This is a genomic window from bacterium (genome assembly GCA_020444065.1).
GTDB lineage: Bacteria > Sumerlaeota > Sumerlaeia > SLMS01 > JAHLLQ01 > JAHLLQ01.
Genome location: JAHLLQ010000002.1, coordinates 841354 through 863781, shown reverse-complemented (window position 1 = coordinate 863781; position 22428 = coordinate 841354). Strand labels below are relative to the sequence as shown.

General features: G+C 58.8%; 17 protein-coding genes. 14 read left to right on the top strand and 3 right to left on the bottom strand.

What is annotated here, in order from left to right:
* On the bottom strand, positions 1-1363 hold a 1363-nt coding region (locus KQI84_07890), incomplete at its 3' end, for a VCBS repeat-containing protein (GenBank protein ID MCB2154794.1).
* Between the two features lie 196 nt (positions 1364-1559).
* Complete coding sequence (locus KQI84_07885; protein ID MCB2154793.1) at positions 1560-2336, bottom strand: uracil-DNA glycosylase; 777 nt, start codon at positions 2334-2336, stop codon at positions 1560-1562.
* Between the two features lie 412 nt (positions 2337-2748).
* On the opposite strand from KQI84_07885, the gene KQI84_07880 reads away from it, so the two are divergent.
* The 14 genes from KQI84_07880 to KQI84_07815 all read left to right on the top strand — a co-directional run bounded on the left by KQI84_07880 (position 2749) and on the right by KQI84_07815 (position 17997).
* Positions 2749-3231, top strand: a complete 483-nt coding sequence (locus tag KQI84_07880; protein ID MCB2154792.1) for a hypothetical protein — start codon at positions 2749-2751, stop codon at positions 3229-3231.
* A 12-nt stretch (positions 3232-3243) separates the two neighbouring features.
* Positions 3244-3684 carry a prepilin-type N-terminal cleavage/methylation domain-containing protein gene (locus tag KQI84_07875; protein ID MCB2154791.1) on the top strand — a complete coding sequence of 147 codons (441 nt, stop codon included), beginning with the start codon at positions 3244-3246 and terminating at the stop codon, positions 3682-3684.
* A 139-nt stretch (positions 3685-3823) separates the two neighbouring features.
* On the top strand, positions 3824-4816 hold the full coding sequence (locus tag KQI84_07870; protein ID MCB2154790.1) for a hypothetical protein: 993 nt from the start codon (positions 3824-3826) through the stop codon (positions 4814-4816).
* Positions 4817-4846: 30 nt separating this feature from the next.
* Positions 4847-7345: a lamin tail domain-containing protein gene (locus KQI84_07865; protein ID MCB2154789.1), complete on the top strand. Its 2499-nt coding sequence runs from the start codon at positions 4847-4849 to the stop codon at positions 7343-7345.
* An 88-nt stretch (positions 7346-7433) separates the two neighbouring features.
* Positions 7434-8405 (top strand): type II secretion system GspH family protein, encoded by a 972-nt coding sequence (locus KQI84_07860; protein ID MCB2154788.1) that lies wholly within the window; start codon positions 7434-7436, stop codon positions 8403-8405.
* Between the two features lie 13 nt (positions 8406-8418).
* A complete protein-coding gene (locus KQI84_07855; GenBank protein MCB2154787.1) occupies positions 8419-9132 on the top strand; it encodes a hypothetical protein in 714 nt (237 codons plus the stop codon).
* Positions 9133-9164: 32 nt separating this feature from the next.
* On the top strand, positions 9165-9962 hold the full coding sequence (locus KQI84_07850; GenBank protein ID MCB2154786.1) for a prepilin-type N-terminal cleavage/methylation domain-containing protein: 798 nt from the start codon (positions 9165-9167) through the stop codon (positions 9960-9962).
* A gap of 112 nt (positions 9963-10074) precedes the next feature.
* On the top strand, positions 10075-10863 hold the full coding sequence (locus KQI84_07845) for a type II secretion system GspH family protein (protein MCB2154785.1): 789 nt from the start codon (positions 10075-10077) through the stop codon (positions 10861-10863).
* A gap of 69 nt (positions 10864-10932) precedes the next feature.
* Positions 10933-11586, top strand: coding sequence for a prepilin-type N-terminal cleavage/methylation domain-containing protein (locus tag KQI84_07840; GenBank protein MCB2154784.1), 654 nt, complete (start codon positions 10933-10935; stop codon positions 11584-11586).
* A 171-nt stretch (positions 11587-11757) separates the two neighbouring features.
* Complete coding sequence (locus KQI84_07835) at positions 11758-12750, top strand: S1C family serine protease (protein MCB2154783.1); 993 nt, start codon at positions 11758-11760, stop codon at positions 12748-12750.
* Positions 12751-12796: 46 nt separating this feature from the next.
* Positions 12797-14608 (top strand): hypothetical protein, encoded by a 1812-nt coding sequence (locus KQI84_07830; protein MCB2154782.1) that lies wholly within the window; start codon positions 12797-12799, stop codon positions 14606-14608.
* 33 nt (positions 14609-14641) lie between these two features.
* Entirely contained in the window at positions 14642-15496 is an 855-nt protein-coding gene (locus tag KQI84_07825) for an ABC transporter substrate-binding protein (protein ID MCB2154781.1), read from the top strand.
* A 473-nt stretch (positions 15497-15969) separates the two neighbouring features.
* Entirely contained in the window at positions 15970-16614 is a 645-nt protein-coding gene (gene rnhA / locus KQI84_07820) for a ribonuclease HI (GenBank protein ID MCB2154780.1), read from the top strand.
* A gap of 99 nt (positions 16615-16713) precedes the next feature.
* On the top strand, positions 16714-17997 hold the full coding sequence (locus tag KQI84_07815; protein ID MCB2154779.1) for a hypothetical protein: 1284 nt from the start codon (positions 16714-16716) through the stop codon (positions 17995-17997).
* Between the two features lies 1 nt (position 17998).
* Here KQI84_07815 and KQI84_07810 read toward each other — a convergent pair whose 3' ends face one another.
* Positions 17999-21898: an EAL domain-containing protein gene (locus KQI84_07810; protein ID MCB2154778.1), complete on the bottom strand. Its 3900-nt coding sequence runs from the start codon at positions 21896-21898 to the stop codon at positions 17999-18001.
* Between the last annotated feature and the right edge of the window lie 530 nt (positions 21899-22428).

The following is a 22428-nucleotide window of genomic DNA, read 5'->3' as shown; positions in this document are numbered from 1 at the left end:
CGAAGTCCGCGCTCGCCTCGTCCAGCCGGTTTTCATACCACGCGATCCGGTCGTCGTCATATGAAGCGGAGAGGACGTCCTGGTCGCCGTCCCCATCGAGATCCACTGCAAAGACGGATTTGGCGCCATCGGCGGCAGTGGTGATGGTCTGCTGGGGGCCGAAGTCCGCGCTCGCCTCGTCCAGACGGTTTTCATACCACGCGATCTTGTGGTCGTAGAATGAGGCGGAGAGGACGTCGACATCCCCGTCGCCGTCGAGGTCCGCTGCGAAAACGGATTTAGCACCATCGGCGGCTGTGGTGATGGTCTGCTGGGCGCCGAATGTCCCCGCCCCGTGGGTGTTCTCATACCACGCGATCCGGTCGTCGTCATATGAAGCGGAGAGGACGTCCTGGTCGCCGTCGCCATCGAAGTCCGCTGCGAAGACGGAATAAGCGCCATCGGCGGCAGTGGTGATAGTCTGCTGGGAGCCGAAGTCCGCGCTCTCCTCGTCCAGCCGGTTTTCATACCACGCGATCCGGTCGTCGTACCTCGAAGCGGAGAGGACGTCCTGGTCGCCGTCGCCATCGATGTCCGCCGCGAAGACCGAGTTGGCGCCATCTGCGGCAGTTGTGATGGTCTGCTGGGGGCCGAAGTCCGCGCTCGCCTCATCCAGCCGGTTTTCATACCACGCGATCCGATCGTCGGCAGAGGAAGCGGAGACAACGTCCTGGTCGCCGTCGCCATCGAGATCCACTGCAAAGACGGATTTGGCGCCATCGGCGGCTGCCGTGATGGTCTGCTGAGGGCCGAAGTCCACGCTCGCCTCGTCCAGCCGGTTTTCATACCACGCGATCCGGTCGTCGTAATATGAAGCGGAGAGGACGTCCTGGTCGCCGTCGCCGTCCAGGTCCGCCGCGAAGACGGAATAAGCGCCGCTGGCGGCTGTCGTGATGGTCTGCTGGGGGCCAAAGTCCGCGCTCGCCTCGTCCAGCCGGTTTTCATACCATGCGATCCGGTAGTCGGAACTCGAAGCGGAGAGGACGTCCTGGTCGCCGTCGCCATCCAGGTCCGCTGCGAAAACGGATTGAGCGTCATCGGCGGCTGTGGTGACGGTCTGCCGGTGGCCGAAGTCCGCGCTCGCCTCGTCTAGCCGGTTTTCATACCACGCGATCCGGTCGTCGTAATATGAAGCGGAGAGGACGTCCTGGTCGCCGTCGCCGTCCAGGTCCGCCGCGAAGACCGCGCCGGGAAAGTCGATACCGGGCCCCACGATGTTCCGCATGGGCCCGAAGGACGTTTGTCCCGGCAAGAGCGCCGGCAGCATGGAAGCCAGAATGGCCAGCAGGAAATAGCGGTGAATCCGGTTCGTGAACAGCATCATCACCTCTCTCCAAATCGCCCCGGGGAAAAGGGACGGAACGATCCTGAGTCCTCTTCCGACCGCTTCGTCGCGCCCGGCGAAAAGTCCTCCCCGGCAGAAGACTGGCCACAAGAATGGTTTACATCCGTACAGGATGCAAGCAAAGAAACGATCGCCAGGTGTTTTGAGATGGCAGGATAGGCGCTCGGCCAGGGCGCTACTTCTTCTCGACCGTCTTGCCGAACACTTTCATGACTTCCTGCATGTCTTCCCAGACGTACTTCTTCTGGTTCGGGGAGCGCAGGAGATAGGCGGGGTGGAAGGTCGGCATCAGGGGGATGCCTTCGTATTCGAGCCATTTGCCGCGCATTTTGGTGATGCCGACACGGTTGTGTTGGGGCAGCAGGCCCATGAGGGCGGTCTTGCCGAGGGTAACGATCACTTTCGGGCGGACGATTTCGAGTTGCCGGCGCAGGTAGGGCAGGCAGGCGGCCATCTCGTCGGCCTCGGGCTGGCGATTTTGCGGGGGGCGGCACTTGACGACGTTGCCGATCCAGACTTCTTCGCGGGTAAACTGCATGGCGCCGATGATCTTGGTCAGGAGATCGCCGGCGGCTCCCACGAACGGACGGCCCTGCCGGTCTTCCTCGGCGCCGGGGCCTTCGCCGATGAACATCAGTTCGGCCATGGGATTGCCTTCGCCGGGGACGACGTTGTTCCGGCTATGGCAGAGCCGGCATTTCTCGCAGGTGGCAACCTCTTCGCGTGCGAGCGAATCGAGGGCCTCGACGCGCTCTTCCAGGCTAAGGGGCTCGTGGGCCTGCCAGTCGCTTGGGACCAGGTTATCGGAAAACGGTCCGGGTACCGCGGGCTGGCGTTCGTCCACCGGCTCGGGCTCTTCGGTTGCCAAGTCGACTTCCTCCAGGAAGCCAAAACCCATGTCTTTCAGAATTCGAAGCTGGTTCCGTGCTGGATCGAGGGGCTGTCGAGCCATGCCAAATCCCTGATATTGATTGGTTTAGAAAATCGAACTTCAAGCATCCCGGCAAGCCATGGAGAATATTCCGGCTGCGCGGGCTCTGCAGATTGCTTCCCGGGCTGTGTGCGGCGTGTGGAATCGAATTGTCAAGCATGTTGACACCCCCCTGAGGGTGTCCCACAAATTGCCCAGGTTAAGCTGGAGCAGACTGAGGCGCTCGGCCTGTCGGCAGTCGTTAGACGAATCGGCCGCGAAAGCGGTTTGACTGCCTGCAATTCGGTGTCGCGGAGTTGCTCGAAGGCATTGACACGATCACCGCCATCAGCGAGGATTGCCGTTACGAGTCATGAGTGAAACGTCCGCCCAATCTCGAGCCCTGAAGTCCGGCTCCCCTTCCCTTGGCGGAAGAGGAGCGCGCGGCTTTTCGTTGGCCGAGATCCTGGTCGTTCTGGTGATTCTGGCCCTTGGTTCGACTATCGCGCTTTACAGTTATTCGAATTACCGCAAGTCCCTTTCCGTTCAATCTTCCGCACGCAAGCTGCAGGCTGCTCTGAGCACCGCTCGGGGGTTCTCGATCAACACGAATCGGCGCCACAGCGTCGTTATCGATCTCGATCGTCAGCTCTTCTGGATTGATGCGCTGAACGCGGCGGGGACGGACACGATTCCGAAGGTCGTCCCTGAGGAGGCCTTTGCGGAGTTTGTGGTCGTGGATCAGTTGCGGATCGATTCGAATGTCTACACCGATGGTCGACGGACGATTCCTTTCACACCCGATGGTGGGAATCCGTACGTGGTGATTTTGTTGAGGCGTGAGTTCGACGACCCCTCCGCGGACGAGAGCTTCTTCTCGATACGAATGGAGTCTAACTCCGGCGAGCCCCAGATCCTGCCTAAGCGGAAGCTGTAAAGGAGCCGGACGATGCGCAGGCGATTCCCGCCCGCGGGGAACGGAAGAGGCTTCACTCTCATCGAAGTTCTGGTAGCCTTGGCGATTCTTCTCGCCGGGGTGGTGGCTATTGTCCAGCTCTTCCCCGTCAGCCTGCGCGCCCACACAGATGCGGCCCTGAAGGGCACGGCAGCGCTGCTGGCGCACGAAAAAGTGGAAGAAATTCGACGGGATCGCGACAGGCAATCCCGGATTATCCAAGAGATTGAAAACCGACACGCACCGACGGATCCGATTGTCTGGCCGTTGGATGAGCGATTGACGTATTCCTACTCTGGCGAGTCGTTGTTCTCGAGCAACGATACGCCTGGCGACCCGCGAGACGACGTAAATGTCGCACGAGTCATTGTGCGGTTGGCGCAGGATTTCGATCCTGACCAGCGCGTGGTCTACGAGTTGAGGTTCGATCGGTGATGAGAAAGCCGCTCGGAGGGTTTTGAAGCACGAGATTGGCGTGGCAGCCGGCAGCGGCTGCCCCATATTTTGTCCAGGATCATAAGGTTCAAGAATCGGGGGAAAACCGAGCCCGGAAAACGGAACTCGAAAGCGAAGGATGAGACAGATTCGGCCAAACATTCGCAGGGCTTCGACCCACTCGACGCGCAGAGCGCTGAGCCTTGTGGAATTGTTGGTCGCGCTCGTGATTGCCCTGGTCTTCATGGGCAGTGTCGTTACGGCCTTCGTCCAAATCTCTCGCGCCACCGATGATGCCGAAGCCCAGATCCGCGCTCACACCCGGGCACGCATTGCGGTCGACACAATCGTTCGCGATCTTCGCAAGGTCCGCAAGGATGCAACCCTGGGGACGCAGTACTTCCAACTGACATCCAACACGCTGACCTACGGCGACAATGTCGACAATGATGACGATGGGTCGACCGACGAGGAAACGCTCGACGGATTCGACGACGATTTGAGTTGGAACGCCGCCGATGATGACCATCACGCGGTGATCGGAACCACGACGGAACGCGAGGCCTTTGTCGGCGTGCCGGACGTGGGAGACTTCAACGTCGATGAAGACGTTGTCTTCTCGAACGACATGTTGAGCATCCGTGTCCCGGCGGACCCGGGAATGGGCTCCCCCGCCCAGATCATCACCTACGAGATTGGCAACTTCGACGGCATGGACCATGTGCTGCTTCGCGAAGTCGTGACGAATCCCGGCCAGTTGACAGAGGAGACGACGGTCGCGCCGTTGATCTTCGACGTTGTCAGCCTGGACTTCCTGGCCTGGAACCCGAACGACGATGTGGTTTCACCGACGGCAGCGCCGCATCCGTACTGGCAAGAGAATTGGGACGCGGCGAATTACTTCTTCCCTGCCCAGCGCCCGATTGGCGCGCCCTTCGGCGTTCCGCCGTTCGTTTTCCCGGCAGCCGTCCGGGTGCAGGTGACAGTCAGCGCCGAACGCATTCCGCTCGAGGATATCGGCGGCTGGCCACTCGGATCGCGGGAATTGTTGACCGAATCGCTGGCCACGGTTGTCGACCTGGAAGTTGTGATCAAAGATGTCAGGTATGAGTTGTTTGTCCGCGAAATGTAGACGGGCGCCAGAAGCTGAGAGGCCATCGCAATGAAACGACGCGCGATTGGACAGACGAGGATTCAGCAGATACGGCCCGGTCGCACCGACCGCGGGTCGACGATTCTGTTAGTGATCGCGATCCTGTCGCTGCTCGTCCTGATGGCCATCACGCTGTCGTTCACAAGCCGACTGGAGATTGCCTCGGCCGATAACTTCGCCAGCGGCGTGCAGAACCGCATCGCGTCGCTGACCGGCGTGGACTCGACGTCGTTGCTGCTGGCGAACGACCTGCCCGAAGGCCCAAGCAGCCGGCTGGATCTGTCGCTCGACAAAGAGTTCCTCAAGCTCCGCCCCGGCAAGAACGCCGAGGCCCAGTACGTGCTGGCGCTCAATGAGCCGGAAGCCCTCGGGCGCGAAGAATCCCGGAGTCTTATCCAGGAGGGGACGACCCGCCAGCCCCGCGTGCTGCGTCCCCTGGTCGGGACGGAAACATCGATGGTTTCGCTGTTCGACGCTTCCGCGAAGATCAACATCAACGCTGCGGACGAAGTGGTCCTGGCGCGGTTCTTCGATGCGCTGGGCGACGAGGCGAATATCTCGGTGAATGGCAAGAAAGTGGCCGCCGCAATCATAGACATTCGTTACGGTCCAGATGGAATGCCTGGCGCTGCCAATGTCGATGATGATTTCGATAAGGATGAGTCGGAGCGTCTGCAGCCGAATGAGCAGGCGCTGAACGCGGCCGGATTGGTCGATCATGTCTCGCGCGACCCAAAGAAGTTGATCGCCAAAGTCCGCGAGGACGTCTGGGTCGTCGACGAAGACGAGGAGCAGGCCCGCAGCGAATGGCGCCAAGGCTTCGTGACCGGCGTGGATGAAGCGGATGAGTACATCGCCGACATCCGCCTGCCGGCCTACGGCGACGATGTGCGGTTCTCTTCCGTCCAGGACTTGCTGAACTACCCAAAGATTACCGGCGCCGGCGTTTCGCGCGAACTCCTGAACGCCGGGTCGATTTATATGACAACGCTCAGCATCAGCAAGGACGAGCGCCTGGTCGATCTGCAGCCTGATGATAAAGTCGATCTCAACACGGCGACGCCGATTGAAATCTACAATGCGCTCAAAAAGCTCTACAAGTACGAGGCGAAAGACGACGCGATGCTGCAGCAGTTTGCGGTCAACGTCGTCGATGCGCGCGATTTCGATCGCATCCCGACGGTGTTCCCGGGAACGGGCGGCACGAATCGCATCCTGGGAGTCGAGCGCACTCCCTACATCGTCGAAGCCTATGCGAATTCCCTGACCCCGGATGAAGAGGGCGACGACGGGCAATACGTCGAAATCTACAATCCGTGGGATGAAGACTTCGATCTGACCGGCTGGAAACTGGTCGGCGCGGGCGAAGTGGTCTCGCTGAACGGACGGATCAAGCCGAAGGGCTTCGTGCTGATCACGGACGATTTCGATAACTCAGCCGATGAACTGGATTACCACACGCCAGGGACTGGCAGCGTTTACGATATCTTCGATGTCGTCGCGAACACGGCCAGTCGACGCTCCATCACGGCGCCGGGCTTCAATCTGCTGCACAGCCCGGGCGCGTACACGCTCTCGCTCTTCGATGATGACGGAAACCTCATCGATTCAATGACCTACAAGCCTGACAGCGATGACGACGGCGAGGGCCTGCTGTCTTACCAGCGCGTAAACCCGATGGTTCGCGAAGCCACGAAGCTACACGCGAACCCGTTCGATGTCGCGCCGCGGGATGAATTGCCCGACACGCAGGTTCTGCGGAAGTTGCGCAACTACCCGATGGATGGGCCGTTCGTCTCCCCTGCCGATGTCTTCCAGGTCTTCGCGGGCTACGCCCCGGAGAATGGCGGCGAAGGAATCCGGTGGAATTTCCCTGCTCTGGCGACTCCCCGCAGCGCCGATCTCGAAGACGTCGATCTCGCCAAGAAGCCGAGCATAATCGACGCCCGTCTGCTGGACGTGTTCACCGTCAAGCTGCCTCGCTTGCAATCCAGGGAAAGCACAGAGATGTCGAAGAGCGAGGCGGATCGGCTGGCCGAGGAGATGACCGGCCAGGAATTGGCTCATTATGGCGAGATGAACTTCGCCCACGGCTGGGACGTCCGGCACGGACGGATCAATCTGAATACTACACTTGGGATGGGCTACGTGTCCCTCCCAGGGATCGATTGGGACCAGGCCGAGGACCTGATGGAGCGGCGCGCAGAGCTGGAGCAGGATGCCCAGGATGGCCTTCTGGAGGATGGCGTTCTGTACCGCGGACTCAGCGACGTTCTGGTTGACGACACGCTGTTTGGTGACGCCCCATCGGATGATGACCGGCTGGCTCGCTTCCGCACGCTTCTGCCTCACATTACGTTGAGTTCGGAAGCCTTTCTGCTTGTGGGCCAACCCAAGGTGGAACCAGACTCGCCCGAAGGCATCCAGCAGGCCACGCGCATAGAAGCGTTGGTGACCTTGGATCGGGGCGCGCCGGAGTACGTTTACTGGCACCGGTTGGCGCCGTAAAATCAGTGACGAGAAGTTGACGCCCCTGGTTTTGAGAGCCATTCTTTGGCCAGCCCATAGGACGACTAGTTGAGGAGACAAGCCAACAGTGCTTCGGAAACGCGGACATAGCAGCAATCGCCGGGCTTTCACACTCGTTGAGTTGGTGATTGTGGGAGCGCTGATTGCGCTCTTTTCGGGCCTGGCGATTTTCGGCGTTCAGCAGCAATTCCGATCCAACCAGCGCAAGGCGATCATCGGCGAAACCCGCCAGATCGCATCGGCACTGGATTTCGCATACAACGATGTGGGCTTTTTCCCGAAGCTCTGCTTCATGGATGACAGTAAGGACCTGCTAAAGTTAGCTGGACAGAGGGCCTTCGGCAACCCGGGGACTCAATCTTACGCCTTCATGAGCATCCTCTCCGTATCGACGGTTCCCCAAGCTACTCATATCGAACAGAACTGGCTCGGCCCCTACTTCAGCGCTTCTCAAGCCCGATCCGGAGTCTCTCAAGGACGCGGCGGTTCCAAAGCCATGCGGTTGCCGGACTTCGAAGCGGGCAATCCACCTGTGGGCATTCCGGCGACCACGGCGGAGAATGCGACGTTCCAGTGGCCGGTCGATCCGTTCAACGGTCCGTACATGGTCTATATGCTTAACGTCGACCGGACCGATCCAGCGAATCCGACACTGTATTTCGCGTCGCAGGATTCGACGAACGTGACGTTGTCGTCGTCCGGCGTAACGGGCAATTTCATCAACGCGGTTGTCAGCTACGGTCCGAACCAGTTGCCGGGTGGCGGAGAATTCTTCCGCCCGACCGCTGGCGATATCTTCAACGTCAACGACACAGGGCCATACGGCCTGCGTCTTTTTGTTGGTAATCCGAACGACACATCTTTGTCGCTCACCTATTTGCTGGAAGACCAGTTCACGGACGAACGCGCGAATGCGTGGAGCTGGGAATATGGACAGAACTACGGAATGAACGCAGCGTCGTTCGCCCTTTCGGATGATCAGTCGACCCCGATCGGAATTACCGATCCGGGTTCAGACGACGTGGTCTTCTCCTTCTGAGGAGGGAGTACCCGTGAAGACTCAAGGAGCCGAGAAGCCGATGCAGCAAGCGGCACGTAATCATAAGCGAGGCTTTACCGCGGTGGAAATCGCGATGGTGGCGAGTGTGATCGCCCTGATCGCCTTGCTGATTCTCCCGATTTTCCGCCAGCGCACACGAGAGGCCCGTATTGTGGCCGCCAACGACGAGTTGTCCTCGATTGCAAAGGCGCAGCTTCTGGTCGAGGCGGACGCCGGCATTCAGGCGCGCCTGCAAGACTTGGATAACGGCCCGCGGATTGAAGGTGAGGGTTGGGATCCTCCGACCCACCCACCGCGCCTGTATTCGGAACAGGATTTTGGCGTGGCTTGGAATGGCAAAGTCGCCATCAGTGGCGATGCCATTGAGACGAACTGGGGGGGGCCGTATCTGGCCTTCAAGCGCGAGATATCGATGTCAAACATGCCTGATTTCTACCTGTCTACGTTTGGCGGTCCGATCTTTGTCGATGGGGCCACGCCGGATACTGTTCTGGAGCGCGATCGCTACCCGGTCGACCCGTGGGGTCAGCCCTACCTGTTCTTCGGCACGGAAACGTCCTTCAATTCCAGCGTGATATTCTCGCTGGGTGAAGACGGCATTCCAGGCGATGCATCGGCGCCGGGCGTCTCTTCTGATTACGAGCGCGCGCCATTGCAAAACGCGATTCAGAACGACAATGGCGACGATATCGAGTACCGGTTCTGATGTTTGAAGGACGATGCAGAAGGATTCCGTTGATGGCCCGAAAAGGTGACTCTGTCATGCAACACCGGATGAGGACATATCGCAAGGCAACACGGGGTTTCTCGATCATCGAGTTGCTGATCGCGATCATCATTATCGGCATTCTTGTGTCGATCGCGATTCCGATTATCGCGAATCGCACCAAGCAGGCCCGTGAGGCACGTGCGATGCAGGATCTGGAGCACTACGCTTCAGCAGAAGAGCGCGTGGCGATCGATACGGCCTATTACGTTCGCCTGTTTATGTTGAACGATACGGTGACCCGAGACTCCACTCAGTGGGAGCGTGATGCCCCCAACGACACCATTCAATCCTACAACTATAACACTGTCGGATACTTTGAAAACCAGGATCGACTGTTCCTGGATCCGCAGACCGGTGAGTTGGTCGATGGAAACCCAGTGGGGCGAGGCCTTCTTGATCTGCTTCAGAACAATGAAACATCCTTCAATTGGAATGGGCCGTATGTGAACTGGCAGAAAGATTCGAATAACTATACTAACACGCCGGACGATGATGACGGCGGTTTGCCGGACGGCATTCCGGATGACCCGTGGGGAAATAACTACCTCCTGTTCACGCGCGTGGGCATGGTGCTCGAGCCGAACGGCGACATGGTCCAGACGGCCGACTTCCCGATCGGATCTCTTTCTCCGATCCTGACAGCCGTGCCGACCGATGTGTTTGATCGTATCACGGTACTGAGCCTGGGGCCGAACGGTCTGCCGGGCGACGGAGCCGGTAGCAACCTTGGAACGGGTGACGATTTTGTCCGCTCGTTCGGGCGATAGAGCTGGAAGAAGGTGCAGGAACAGGCAGTTGACGGTTTGATTCGAATGCAGGAAACTCATAGAGAGCCCGAAAACCAGAAGGGCATCGCGACTTTCGGAGGACTTACGTACCATGAAGACTTTTGAAAACAGAGCAATGCGGGCTGTGACGCTGACGGAGTTGCTCGTCGTGCTGGCGATCATCTCGCTACTGGCGACGATCGCTGTGCCGGTATTCGTCCAGAAGACGCACCAGGCGCGAATCGCCACGGCGCGGATGGAAGTTCGTGAGATCGCGATGGCCCAGGACATGTGCGCCATGACTCATGGTTACTATGTCCCCATTCACATCCTGGACAATGTGCCGAATTTGAATGTCGGCAGCACAGGCACGGCGCACGACAACTTCGCCGACTACCCCACCGCGAGCACGACCTACGTCGTGAATCCGTTCCTGGATCTGGCAGAGCAGGTCTCGGCCGGCCAGGATGACCTGGCCGTCGGCACGGCGGATCCGAACGATCGCGTCGCCCAGATGATCAACTATTGGCAGGGTCCGTTCCTGAATGCGAAGCGCGTCTACACGGGCAACGACATCGTCAACGATCCCCAGGATCTGACGCAGCAGGAAGTCTCTTACGACTTCGTGCTCGATCCCTGGGGCCGTCCATATCGCTTCTACTCGCCGATCGGCATCATCAGCACGGCGAGCGAGTCGACAATCAATGCGACGCCGTCCAACAACGATATCGATGATGGCAACATCAACCAGAACCAGGACGATCGGTTCGATCGCTTCGCCATCGTCTCCTTCGGCTCGAACGGCGAATCGGATTCCTCGACGGTGCAGGAATTCGACGATGACATCTTCTACGAATTCGGCCCGGTCGCGAACGAAACGGCTTTCAACTCGATCTTCTAATCGATCCGAACTTGTTGGTAAGTAGTCCCCCGAAACGAACGCTCCAAAAGCCCGGTGGAAAGCTCGAAAATGAACAAGCTCTTCAATAAAGGCGTAACGCTGATCGAGTTGATGGTCGTGCTGCTGATTGTATCGCTGCTTTCGACAATCGCCGTCGGCGTCTATACGAAAGAAGTCCTTCGAGCAAAGGTGGCCAGAACCCGGGCTGAGATCCGGACGATGGAAGTGGCCATCAATCGCTATCAGATCGACGTTGGACAGTTCCCGCCCTCCAGCACGGGGACCGCTATCGCCCCGAGCAATCTGGACCAACTGACGCCCGCGCAGGGCTGTGGCTACATGCAGTTGGCTTTGCGCGGCAGCCTGAACGGGAACATGTACACGCCCCTCAGCACCCGTTGGGAAGGCCCCTATCTGGATTGGGACGATAACAAGCTGGGAACGTTGACCGGCGGCGCCCTGACGACCGGATTGTCGCGCGCTCAGATTCAGTTCCTCGATCCGTTCGGGAGCCCGTACTACTACATTCAGTACCGGGAATACTCCTCCCTTGGCGGCGCCAGACTGCCATCCGATCATCCGTACTACTCGACGGAAACTTACTACAATCCGGCAACGTTCCAGATCCTGTCGCAGGGACCGAATGGAACGACCGGTGTGACGGTCGGCGGCCTGATTCCGGATTCCGACGATATCGTGAACTGGGAAAGCCCGAATATCTGATCGTACTGCTCAGAATTCAGTGCCCTCTGCGCCGCCGAGACTTGCTCTCGGCGGCGTTCCTTTTTCTTCCGGCTCTGCAACGGGATTCTCTCTTGCCGCGGGGCTTCTGTTCTGGCTTCCTGACGATAGTCAATTCTGGTTCGCGGAACCGCTCGGGAAGAGGCCTGTTTGATGATGACTCGGATCGCCTGGATCGCCACGCTGGCAATACTGCTGACGACAGCGAGCACTCACGCTGCGGATGATGACCAGATGTACTGGCGCCTGCGCGGTGGTGGCGAGGTGGTCGGGCAGTTGGTGAAAGAAACGCCCGAGGAAGTTTTCATCGATATCGGCCCGACGATCATCCGTCTGTCTCCCGACAATATTCTCTCTTCGGAGTCGCTTTCCGAAGCAGCCAGCGGGGAGACGACGCCGACGCTGGGGCTTGGCTCCGGGGTCTTCGACCCGGAAACCGGGTCGGTGATCTTCCGTGCCCGCGAAGGCGCCTCGCAGGATGTCATGTCGCGCACCCAGATCGTCGATGAGGCGAAGCGAAGCGTCGTTCTGATCTCGAACCCACACGGATCCGGCTCGGGCTTCATCTACAACGACGAAGGACTAATCGTCACAAACCACCACGTGATCAATGGCGAGAAGTATCACACGGTCAACGTTTTCGAGAAGGATGGCGACCAGTGGCGCCGCGAGACGTTTGAGGATGTCGAGGTCGAGGCCTTCAGCCCGCTCTACGACATCGCACTGCTGCGTCTCAGCCCTGAGAAGGCAGCCGAGAAGGGCGTGACACTACGGCCGCTGCCGATCGCGCCGCCGCGTTCGCTGGAAGTGGGCGATGATGTGTACGCCATCGGCAATCCGGGGATGGGCCGCCGACTGCTCGAGCACACTGTCAGCCAGGGCATTGTCAGTTCGCTGGCGCGCAACGTGAACGACATCCTCTATCTGCAAACGACGGCGGCGGTAAACCCCGGCAACAGCGGCGGGCCGCTTGTCAACGTACGCGGTGAAGTCGTGGGGCTCGTAACGCTGAAAGCCTCCTTCCAGGAAGGCATCGCTTTCGCCCTGCCCGTGGAATTGATCAATGTCTTCCTTCAGAACAAGGAGTCCTTCGCTTATTCCGAGCAGGCAGAGAACGAAGGCTACAGGTACCTGCAGCCGGAGTGAGGCCGGAGGGCATCCAGGCGGCACAAATCGACTAAGGGGAAATACCATGAAGATCATCCGGGATGGGTGGCGGAGCATCGCTCTAATCCTGCTGCTGGCGATCGTTTCGATCGCTCCGGCACGGGCGAAGGATCTGACGAGTCAGTTGCCCGAGGACACATGGCTGCTTATCGCGATCAAGGACATGGGAGCCCTGCGCGAGAAGTGGGCTGCCAGTCCCTATCAAGAAGCCTGGAAGAGCCCCGAGTTCGCTGCCATTCGCCAGACCATTGAGAAAGGTTGGGATTCCTTCAAGGAAGAGGATCTGAAGGAGCTCGACATCGACATCGAGCAAATCCTCGGCATGATGAATGGCTACGTTGGCGTCTACTCCACGATGAACGAGTACCGCGCCGACGGCGACTATTCCATGCACGAATGGGACACGGCATTCGTCGCGGAAGTCTCTAAGAAGGATCACAAGGAGATCCGCCGCGTTCTTGACGAGTTGCTGGCGGATACGCCTGAGGACGCCAAGAAGAGCGTCGAGGAATTCAAAGGCGAGAAGATCTACGTCATCGAGTACTACGAGGAAGGCCCGGCGGAAAACTCACCCGATGAACTCGAGGGCCTTCAGTTGATGGAGGAGATCCCCATTCACATCGAGTACACACTGACGGACAAGTACTTCATCCTGTGCGAGGGCCGAAGCAAGCCGCTCCGGCCGACTCTTTCGGGACTGATGGGCGACAATCAGAAGACCATCGGCGCCGTCGATCGCTTCGAGGACATCAAGCGCAGCGTTGGCGAACAAGGCGATGTGACGGTCTACTTCAATCTTGCGCGCCTGCTCGACCAACAGAAGGCCAATCCGGATCATGAAGAATTGATCGAGGGCCTGGAGAGCCTGGGGCTCTCTGGCACGGGTCCGATGATGGCCTCCTGGGGTTTTCACGAAGGGGGACTTGCTTCCAATGCCGTGATCGCCGTTCCTGAAGAGCACCGCGGCCTGTTGTCGATGCTCTACGCCGGTAGCAAGAATGAACTCACTTCCGCGAAGCTGGTGCCTTCGAACGTTCTGTCTTACGCTTCGTTCACGGCGAATCTCGAGGAGATCTGGAAGACCGTCCGCGCCATGGCTCGCATGGTCAACCCGCAGGCGGACAGCATCCTCAGCGCATATCTGATGTCCTCTGTCAGTAACTTCAACGTCGATGTGGAAGCGGATATCATCAACAACCTGAAGGGCGAGCACGCCTACTACTCGCGGGAATTGCCGAGCGAAGTGAAGACAGAACTGGAGGAAGAGGGAATGTCATCCTCCTCGGTCAGTTCGGAAGTCTTCCTGCTCAAGACGACGAATGGCGAGAAGCTTGTGGCGACCCTGGATCAGTTCTTCGATCGCCTGACCGGCGAACCCTATCAGATCCCGCTGGAGCACTTCACGCAGCGCGGATTCAACATCTGGACGATGAAGCAGATGCCGGGCGAAGAGACGGCGCTGCGCTTCTCGATCGCCCTGACTCCGAGTCACCTGATTCTGACGAATAACCTGATCGAGGCACAGGACGCAGTGCGACGCGTGACGGGCGAGAGCAACAATTCCTTGGCCACAAGCAAGGCGTTTACCGAGACGCTGGCCGACCAAGGACTTGAAGGACTTCGTTTCTTCTCCTACTCCAGCCCCGAAGCGGCAGCAAATGTCTCTGAGCAACTCCAGGAGGTATTTGCACTGGGTCTCTTTGAAGACGTTGATCTGTCGGAAGATGATGTCCCGCCGAAGGAATGGTGGCAGCGGTATTTCCGTTCATCGCGCCAGTCGGCTCAGTTCTTGCCCGACATGATCGTTCTCAGATCGCAGATGTACACTGCCGAATGAGAATCGGAAATTCTTGCACGCAACAGGAGTAAGATGAGCACACCAAACGAGACACGCACACTGACGCTTGGGCACTCGCCCGATCCCGACGATGCCTTCATGTTCTACGGCCTGGCAATCGAGGCGATCGAGACGGGGGAATTGCGCTTTGAGCATATTCTGCAGGACATCCAAACACTGAACGAACGCGCCATGCGCGAGGAACTCGACATCAGCGCAATCAGCATCCACGCCTACGCGTCGGTGTTGGACAAGTACGCTCTGCTGCCGTGCGGCGCGTCGATGGGCGACAACTACGGCCCAATGATCGTCGCGCGCAATGCCTTCCCGGTCGATGATCTGAAGAAGAAAAAGATCGCCGTGCCAGGCCTGATGACGTCCGCCTATCTGGCGATGAAGATCTTTATGGACGGCGAGTTCGATCACGTTGTCGTGCCGTTCGATGAGATCATGGACGCGGTGCGTTCGGGCAAGGCCGATGCCGGTCTGCTGATTCATGAAGGTCAATTGACGTACGAAGCCGAGGGCTTTGCCAATATCGTGAATCTGGGCGAGTGGTGGTACGAGCGGACAAATGGACTGCCGCTGCCTCTCGGTGCGAACGTCGTGCGTAAGTCTTTTGGCAAGCCGATGCTGAGCCGCATCAATCGCATCCTGCACGAGTCGATTCGCTACGGCCTTGAGCATCGCGACGAGGCCGTGAAGCACTCGATGCAATGGGGTCGCGGTATGAGCCAGGAACTCGCTGATGAGTTCGTCGGCATGTACGTGAACGATCTGACGCTGGACTTCGGCGATCGCGGTCGACGCAGCGTCGAGTTGTTCCTGAAGGAAGCGCACGACAAGGGCTTCATCCCGGCTCCCGTCGAGCTGGAATTCGTCGAGTAATCAGCAGCGCAAGCGCTCAATCCAAACCAGGAGTGGAGTTCATGGCCAAGGCCAAGTCACCGGTCGTGTTGCGGGCCGCTGTGCCCGAAGACGCGGAGATGATCTCGCGCATGATTCACGAGTTGGCCGTGTACGAACGCGCGCCGGAGGACTGCTACGCAACGCCGGAGAACGTGCGCGAGCGTCTGTTCGGCCCGCGCCCGTTTGCCGAAGCAATCATCGCCGAGTACAACGGCGAGATCGCGGCCTTTGCGTTGTTCTTCCACAATTTCTCGACGTGGGAATGCGCCCCGGGACTTTACCTGGAGGATTTGTTCGTGCGCCCCGCGTATCGCCGTCGGGCGATCGGCAAGCGCATGCTGGCGCGCCTTGCACAAATCGCCGTCGAACGCGGCTGTAAGCGTTTCGAGTGGGCCGTACTGGATTGGAACAAGCCGGCACGCGACTTCTATCACACGCTTGGCGCACGCGGGATGGACGAATGGGTGCTGTATCGCCTGGACGGTGAGGCGCTGGATCGATTAGCGGCGGGCGAAGATCCGCCTGCTCCCTCCCCTGCCGAAGAGGTTCCGAAAGACAAACCGAAGTTCGATCCCAAGGAGCCGATTGTCATCCATACGGACGGCGGCTCGCAGCCCAACCCGGGCGTTGGCGGTTGGGCGGCGGTGCTTCGATGGGGCGACCAGGTTCGACGCATTAGCGGTGGCGAACTGGGCACCACAAACAACCGGATGGAACTGACGGCGGCGATTCGTGCGCTGGAATCCCTGAAGCGCAAATGTTTCGTTGAGCTCCACACCGATTCGACCTACCTGCGCCAGGGAATCACGAAGTGGATCAAGGGATGGAAGAAGAACGACTGGATGCGGGGTAAAGGCCGAGATCGTTCGCCAGTCAAGAACGCCGATCTCTGGAAGCGCCTCGACGCGGTATGCGAGAAGCAGGATGTTGAGTGGCATTGGCTCCGCGGTCATTCCGGCCATTCGGATAACGAACTGTGCGATCACTTGTGCCAGGAAGAAATCCGCCGACAGATTGCGAATAGCACTCGCGCCGAGCGCGACGAAGCCCTGCAAGTCGAGTACCGCCGCCGCGAGGAAGAAGAAGCGCGCGGCTGAGAATTACGCCTCAAACAATTGCCATCATGCTGAAAGGCGCTTGATGCGAGGAATCCCGAGAGCTAGATTCCTCGTAGAATTCCTTCTTGGGAGTGGGCCATGAAATCGACTCGTTTTGTCGCTTTGATTTGCACGATGCTTCTCTTACACGGGCTGCTGCTTGCCCAACAGATCGATCCTGCGGCGATTCGCCAGGTTGCGGAGGAACGTCTGCTGCAAGGTGTAGCCGCCTACCCGGACGAGGTCGCAGCCGCGATCCTTCAGGTGGCTCAGGATCCGGCAGCGCTCGCCGCCGGCAAGGCACCGGACTCCGCCTCCGGCCAGGCGGCTTACAAGTACCTCGAACAATATCCCGGCGTGCTCGACATCCTGAAGCAGAACCCTGCAAGCACCGCGGCACTGGGCCAGTACGCAAAGAAATCCGGCACGCAGATCTGGGACAAGATCGATGCCGTTCGACAAGACATGAACATCACGAAGTCCGTAGAGAATCAGGCCAATCCGCTCAAGGGAACGGCCTCGCAAGTCCGGCAGGGCGTGGTCGAGATTAACGACAAAGCCGTCGGGCAGTATGAGGGGGCGACCAATGTTGTGAAGGATCGCCAGGGAGACATCTCGTCCCAGAGCGCAGGTCAGGCATCGGTCGGCGGAGGAAATCGCTGGGCCAATGCAAGCCACGAAGGAACGACAAATTACAACCCGAACGAACAGTCGGCAAATTCGCAGCACGCTGTAAACTATAGTGACTCAGCAGGTCGTTCTGGCCAGGTTCAGCAATCCAGTCAATCGGCCGCAACGGAAGATGGATACACTCGGCAAGGCAGCGGCAGCGCAACAACCAACAAGGGCTCGGGCGCGTGGAATCGTACAGCGACTGGCACTCGGACACAAACGGGCGCACGGGTTCAGTCTCAAACACACGTGCAGACGGGGTCCGGCACACAAGTCGACGTCGACCACACGACTGACATCGAGCAGACGAACACGGGCTACGACGTGACGCATTCTGGAAGTGCGACGTCCTCCAGCGGGCAATCCGCGGACTGGCAGCGCGAGACGAGCGCAACGCAGACTGACGATGGCCTTGCGCTGCAGTTCTCTCGTCCGACGGGATCGGCTTCGGGATTCTCGATGCAGAACATGGATGCAGCAGCGATGAATCAAACAATGCAGCGCGCGATGAATCAGCAGCGCCAGGCATTCCAGTCGCAGGAACAGAAGCTCTCCGGCGCCGGGATGAATCGCTCATCGGCGCCCTCGTTTTCTCCGCAGCAAAGCATTGAGAAGAAGGCCAGCGGAAGCCGGGGCGGCGGGAATAGCAGCGGAAACAGAGGTGGCAACAGCAGTCGCGGTGGAAGCGGCGGTGGGCGCGGGCGGCGCTGACTTACCAGTAATGCACACCGTCCGACAAGATGTCATTGATGATGCCGGCTGCCACCGGTTTTGAAAAGTAATTACCCTGGACATGATTACAACGAAGAGCTCGCAACTGTGCGAGCTCTTCTTCTGTCTCAACGCCTTCAGCGATCACAGACATTTCCAGATTGTGCGCGAGCGTCACGATCGTCCGAACGATCTCAAGATTCTCATCGAGGGTGATTCGATTGCTAACGAAAGACCGATCGATTTTCAGGGTATCGATCGGGAAGCGCTGGAGATAACTGAGCGACGAATAGCCGGTTCCGAAATCATCGATGCACAGCCGGATATCGAGATCCTTCAGCCGAGCGAGGTGCTCCATCGCCGCCTCAATGTCCTGCATCAGGATACTCTCAGTAATCTCAATCTGCAGGCTATTCCCATCCAGACCGGATTCATCGAGGGCAGCTTTCACCTGCTCGACGATGTCGGGCTGCATGAACTGCCGGGCGGACAAGTTCACGCAAACGGCCTGGGGTGCGTTCACGCCAAACCGCCGCTTCCACTCCTGCAACTGCCGGCAGGCCTCGCGCATGATCTGCAGACCCATCGGAATGATGAGGCCTGTTTCTTCGGCGGCGGGAATGAAGTCGCCGGGCATCACGAGTCCACGATACGGGTGCTGCCAGCGCGCCAGTCCCTCGATGCATTCGATCAGTCCTGTGCGAAGGGAAACGATCGGCTGGTAGAAGACGCGGAACTCCTCGCGCGCGACGGCGTGCTGAAGATCCGTCTCCAACTGCAGCAGCGCCACGGCGCGATCGTGCATGCCGCGATCGAACACCATGTATCGCGCCTTGCCAAGTTCCTTCGCGCTGTACATTGCCGTATCCGCATCCCGCAGCAAGTCTTCCGGGCGTTGATATCCACTGTGGCTCAGGGCGATTCCAATGCTGCCATTTGTGTAGACAATATGCCCGCCCAGATTGAACGGCGTTGTGATCTCACGCAGGACCTTGTCCGCGATGCTGGTCGCATCGGAGACATCGCTGATGCCTTCGAGGAGAACGGTGAACTCATCTCCACCAAGGCGCGCCACGACATCGCCCGTACGCACGCAGGACTTCAATCGCTCTGCCAGCGCAATCAGCAACTGATCGCCGAGTGTGTGCCCAAGGCTGTCGTTGATGTTCTTGAACCGATCGAGATCGAAGAACAGAACGGCGTACTGATAGGAATCGGAATCGCGGCTGCGGATGATGCTGCGCCACAGCCGATCCATCAAGTAGGCGCGATTAGGCAAGCCGGTCAAAGCATCGTAATATGCTGCCTGTAGCAACTGCTCCTCGGCGACTTTTCGTTCGGTAATATCCGTTTGCGAACCGGCCATGCGGTGAAGCTGTCCCGCACGATCACCGACGGCCAGGCCACGGCATAACATCCAGCGATACGCTCCGTCCCGATGGCGAACGCGGTGCTCGCTCTCGAAGTGGGCCGTGTTGCGATCGAGATGTTGATCGATCTCTGCCTTCACACGATCGCGATCTTCGGGATGAATGCGATCCATCCATTCGCTGGGGGAATCGCCAACCTCGTCTTCATCATAGCCCAACATTGTCTTCCATCGGGGCGACAGGTAAATTCGATTTGTGCGGAGATTCCAATCCCACAGGCCATCGTTCGCGCCGCGGGCCGCCAAGGCGTAGCGCTCCTCGCTCTCGCGACGTTTGCGCTCTTCGCGTTGGCGCTCAAGTTCAGCCCCTGCACGTGAGGCGAAGATGCTGAGGATCGAGCGCATCTGATCTTTCGATTCCATCGTTTTTGTGTCGAAGACGCAAAGCTGCCCGATCACTTCGCCGTGGGAATCTCTGAGCGCCAGACCCATATAGCTCTCGATTCCAAGAGTACTAATGTGGACGTTATCCGGGAATTCTTTCTCTAAGCCGGATTCGCAAACATAGAAGTTGGCTTCGGCAACTCGCGCGCACGGGCTGTTCGCCGGAGGCTGAATCGTCTTCTGCAAGGGATTCTGGGTATCGCAGAAGGCCAAAACGTGCGTGGAATCAGGATACTCGGGATCGCGCTCCGCGATGAGTGCAAAGCGGTTGTCCAGCGCGCCGGCGAGCTCGCTGACGAGAACGTGGAAGAACTCCTCGCCGACGACAGCAGCAGTGCCTGCCACAAGGCGACGTAGCGCTTCTTCGTAACGCTTCTGCTGGGTGACATTTCGGACGACCGAAAGCTTCACTTCGGAGAAGAGAGGATCGCGCAGGCGATTGCTGTTCACCAGGACATCGATCAGTCGACCGTCTTTTCTGACGTACTGATACGGGACCTCACGCACGGAGCCGGTGCGCATGTACTCCGGCATGATCTGCGAGTCTCTTCTATTAGCTGACTCTGGAGTCATTACGGTTTCGAGCTTCTTGCCAATGATCTCTTCGCGCGTGTAGCCGGTCTCCTCCAGCCACTTCTCGTTGACATCCAGTACAGTCCCATCGCGGTCGACCGAGTGCATCATCACGGGCGACTTCTCGTAGATTTCGCGGAAGCGCGCCTCGTTGCGTCGCCTCTCTTCCTCGGCCTGCTTGCGTTCGATTGTCCGGGCAATCTGGTGCGACACGAAGCTGAGCACGTTCATGTCATCTTCGGTCAGCGCCTTGCCTGTCGTGTAGCTTTGCAGTCCGATCGAGCCGACGACTGTCCCGGAAGAGATCAACGGTACGGCGAGCCACGACTCGGCCATGGCGCCGACCTGCTCAATTTCTCCGCGCTCGATCAATTCCTCAATCTCTGCGCGCTGGCAAAGCAGCGGCTTGCCGGTTCGTAAGACGCGACCGGTCAAAGTCTTGCCAAGACGATCCTTCGGGATCCCGGAGATGTGATCTCTTTCGTCAGACAAATAAGGGACGGAGACCATATCGCGATCGGTATCATAGAGCGCGATGAAGAAGTTCTGGGCATCGATGATCGTCGCAAGTGTCTGGTGAATCACGTGAAAGAGTTCGTCCAGATTGTCTACCTGCACCGAGGCTTCGGCAATCTCATAGAGGACCTTTTGAATCATTTCGGCGCGCTTGTGGACTGTCACATCCGTCGCCACGCCGATCACGCCCTCGATGGTTCCATCTTCGGCATGCAATGGGGCAAACAGCGAATCGAAAAGCACGCCACCGACATCGAGGACTTCCGATGCGTGCTGTCCCCGCAGGGCTGAATGGATGTTCTCGATGATTCTAGGGAAAGCCTTGTAGAGCTCGAAAGCAGACATCCCAACGACTTCGCCCGGCTTCAGACCAATGGACTCGAGGCCTTTTCCCTCGGAGAGGGTAAAGTACCCATCGCGATCCAGGGCAAACAGCACAAGGGGCGCATTCGCAACGACGGTCGTGAGGCGATCTTCTGTCTTGCGCAATTCACGTTCAGCGCGCTTGCGATCGGTCACATCGCGAACTACGACGATGCCGCGATCATCTTCGCGCGCGATCGCTCGCGCCTCAAAGTCGCGCAATTCACCGCCGATCGGAAGCTGATACTGAATGAATGTTGGTGAGCCCGTGGCGAAGGCATCCTGCAAGCCTTCCTCGACGACACGTGCCACTTCCGGGGGAAGGACTTCGCGGATGGGCTTGCCGAGAAACTCGCGGGGTGGAACATAGAGTGAGTCCTCTCGTCCGGCCTGGAAATCGAGGAAGACGTTATCTCGGCTGATGTGGAAGATCAAGTCCGGGAGAATCTCAAGGAGAGCCTGGTTTCGCGCCTCCCAGCGCTCCAGATCTTCCTGACTTCTCTTGAGCGTTGTCAGATCCGTCGCACAGCCGATGCATCCTTCAATTTCCCCATCGGGCTTGCGAGAGGGCGCGATGTGAATTCCGTAGATTGTGCCTTCGCGCTCGCATTCGTATGCGACGCTTTCACCTTCCAACGCCCGCCGATGGGCCTCATCCAGGCCTTCGAACTGCAGACCTTGCCCGACTGGACGCTGGAGCGCTTCATCGGGATCGATTCCGGCCGCAGCAAGTCCACTGCCGGACAGGGTCAGGAGCCGACCGTCGCAGTCCGCGGTCCAGAGGATACTGGGAATGGAAGCAGAAATCTGTTGGGCGGGTGCGTTCAGGACGGGAGCCTCCTCTGGCAGAAGCCTGCAGGACGGCAGACACTAAGTCTGTCGCCAACGAGGAGGAGTCTGTGTCCTGCACTCCCCTGCAGATTCTGTCCGGATCTTGCCGTACCCATCGTATCGTCCCTGTCCCTGAACAAGCTCCCACCTGCCTGGAAGGCGTCACAGCCCATCGACCCACCCCACGACTCCCCAATCGCGACGACGGAGTGTTCGATCGCTGAGGATTCTTCTTCGGCCAAAACCGGGATCAGAGCAAGTACTTTCGCCCCGCATTAAGGATGCACATTAGTAAAATCGAAAATGGCTAAAAAAAGGCCAAAAAAAGCCACCTC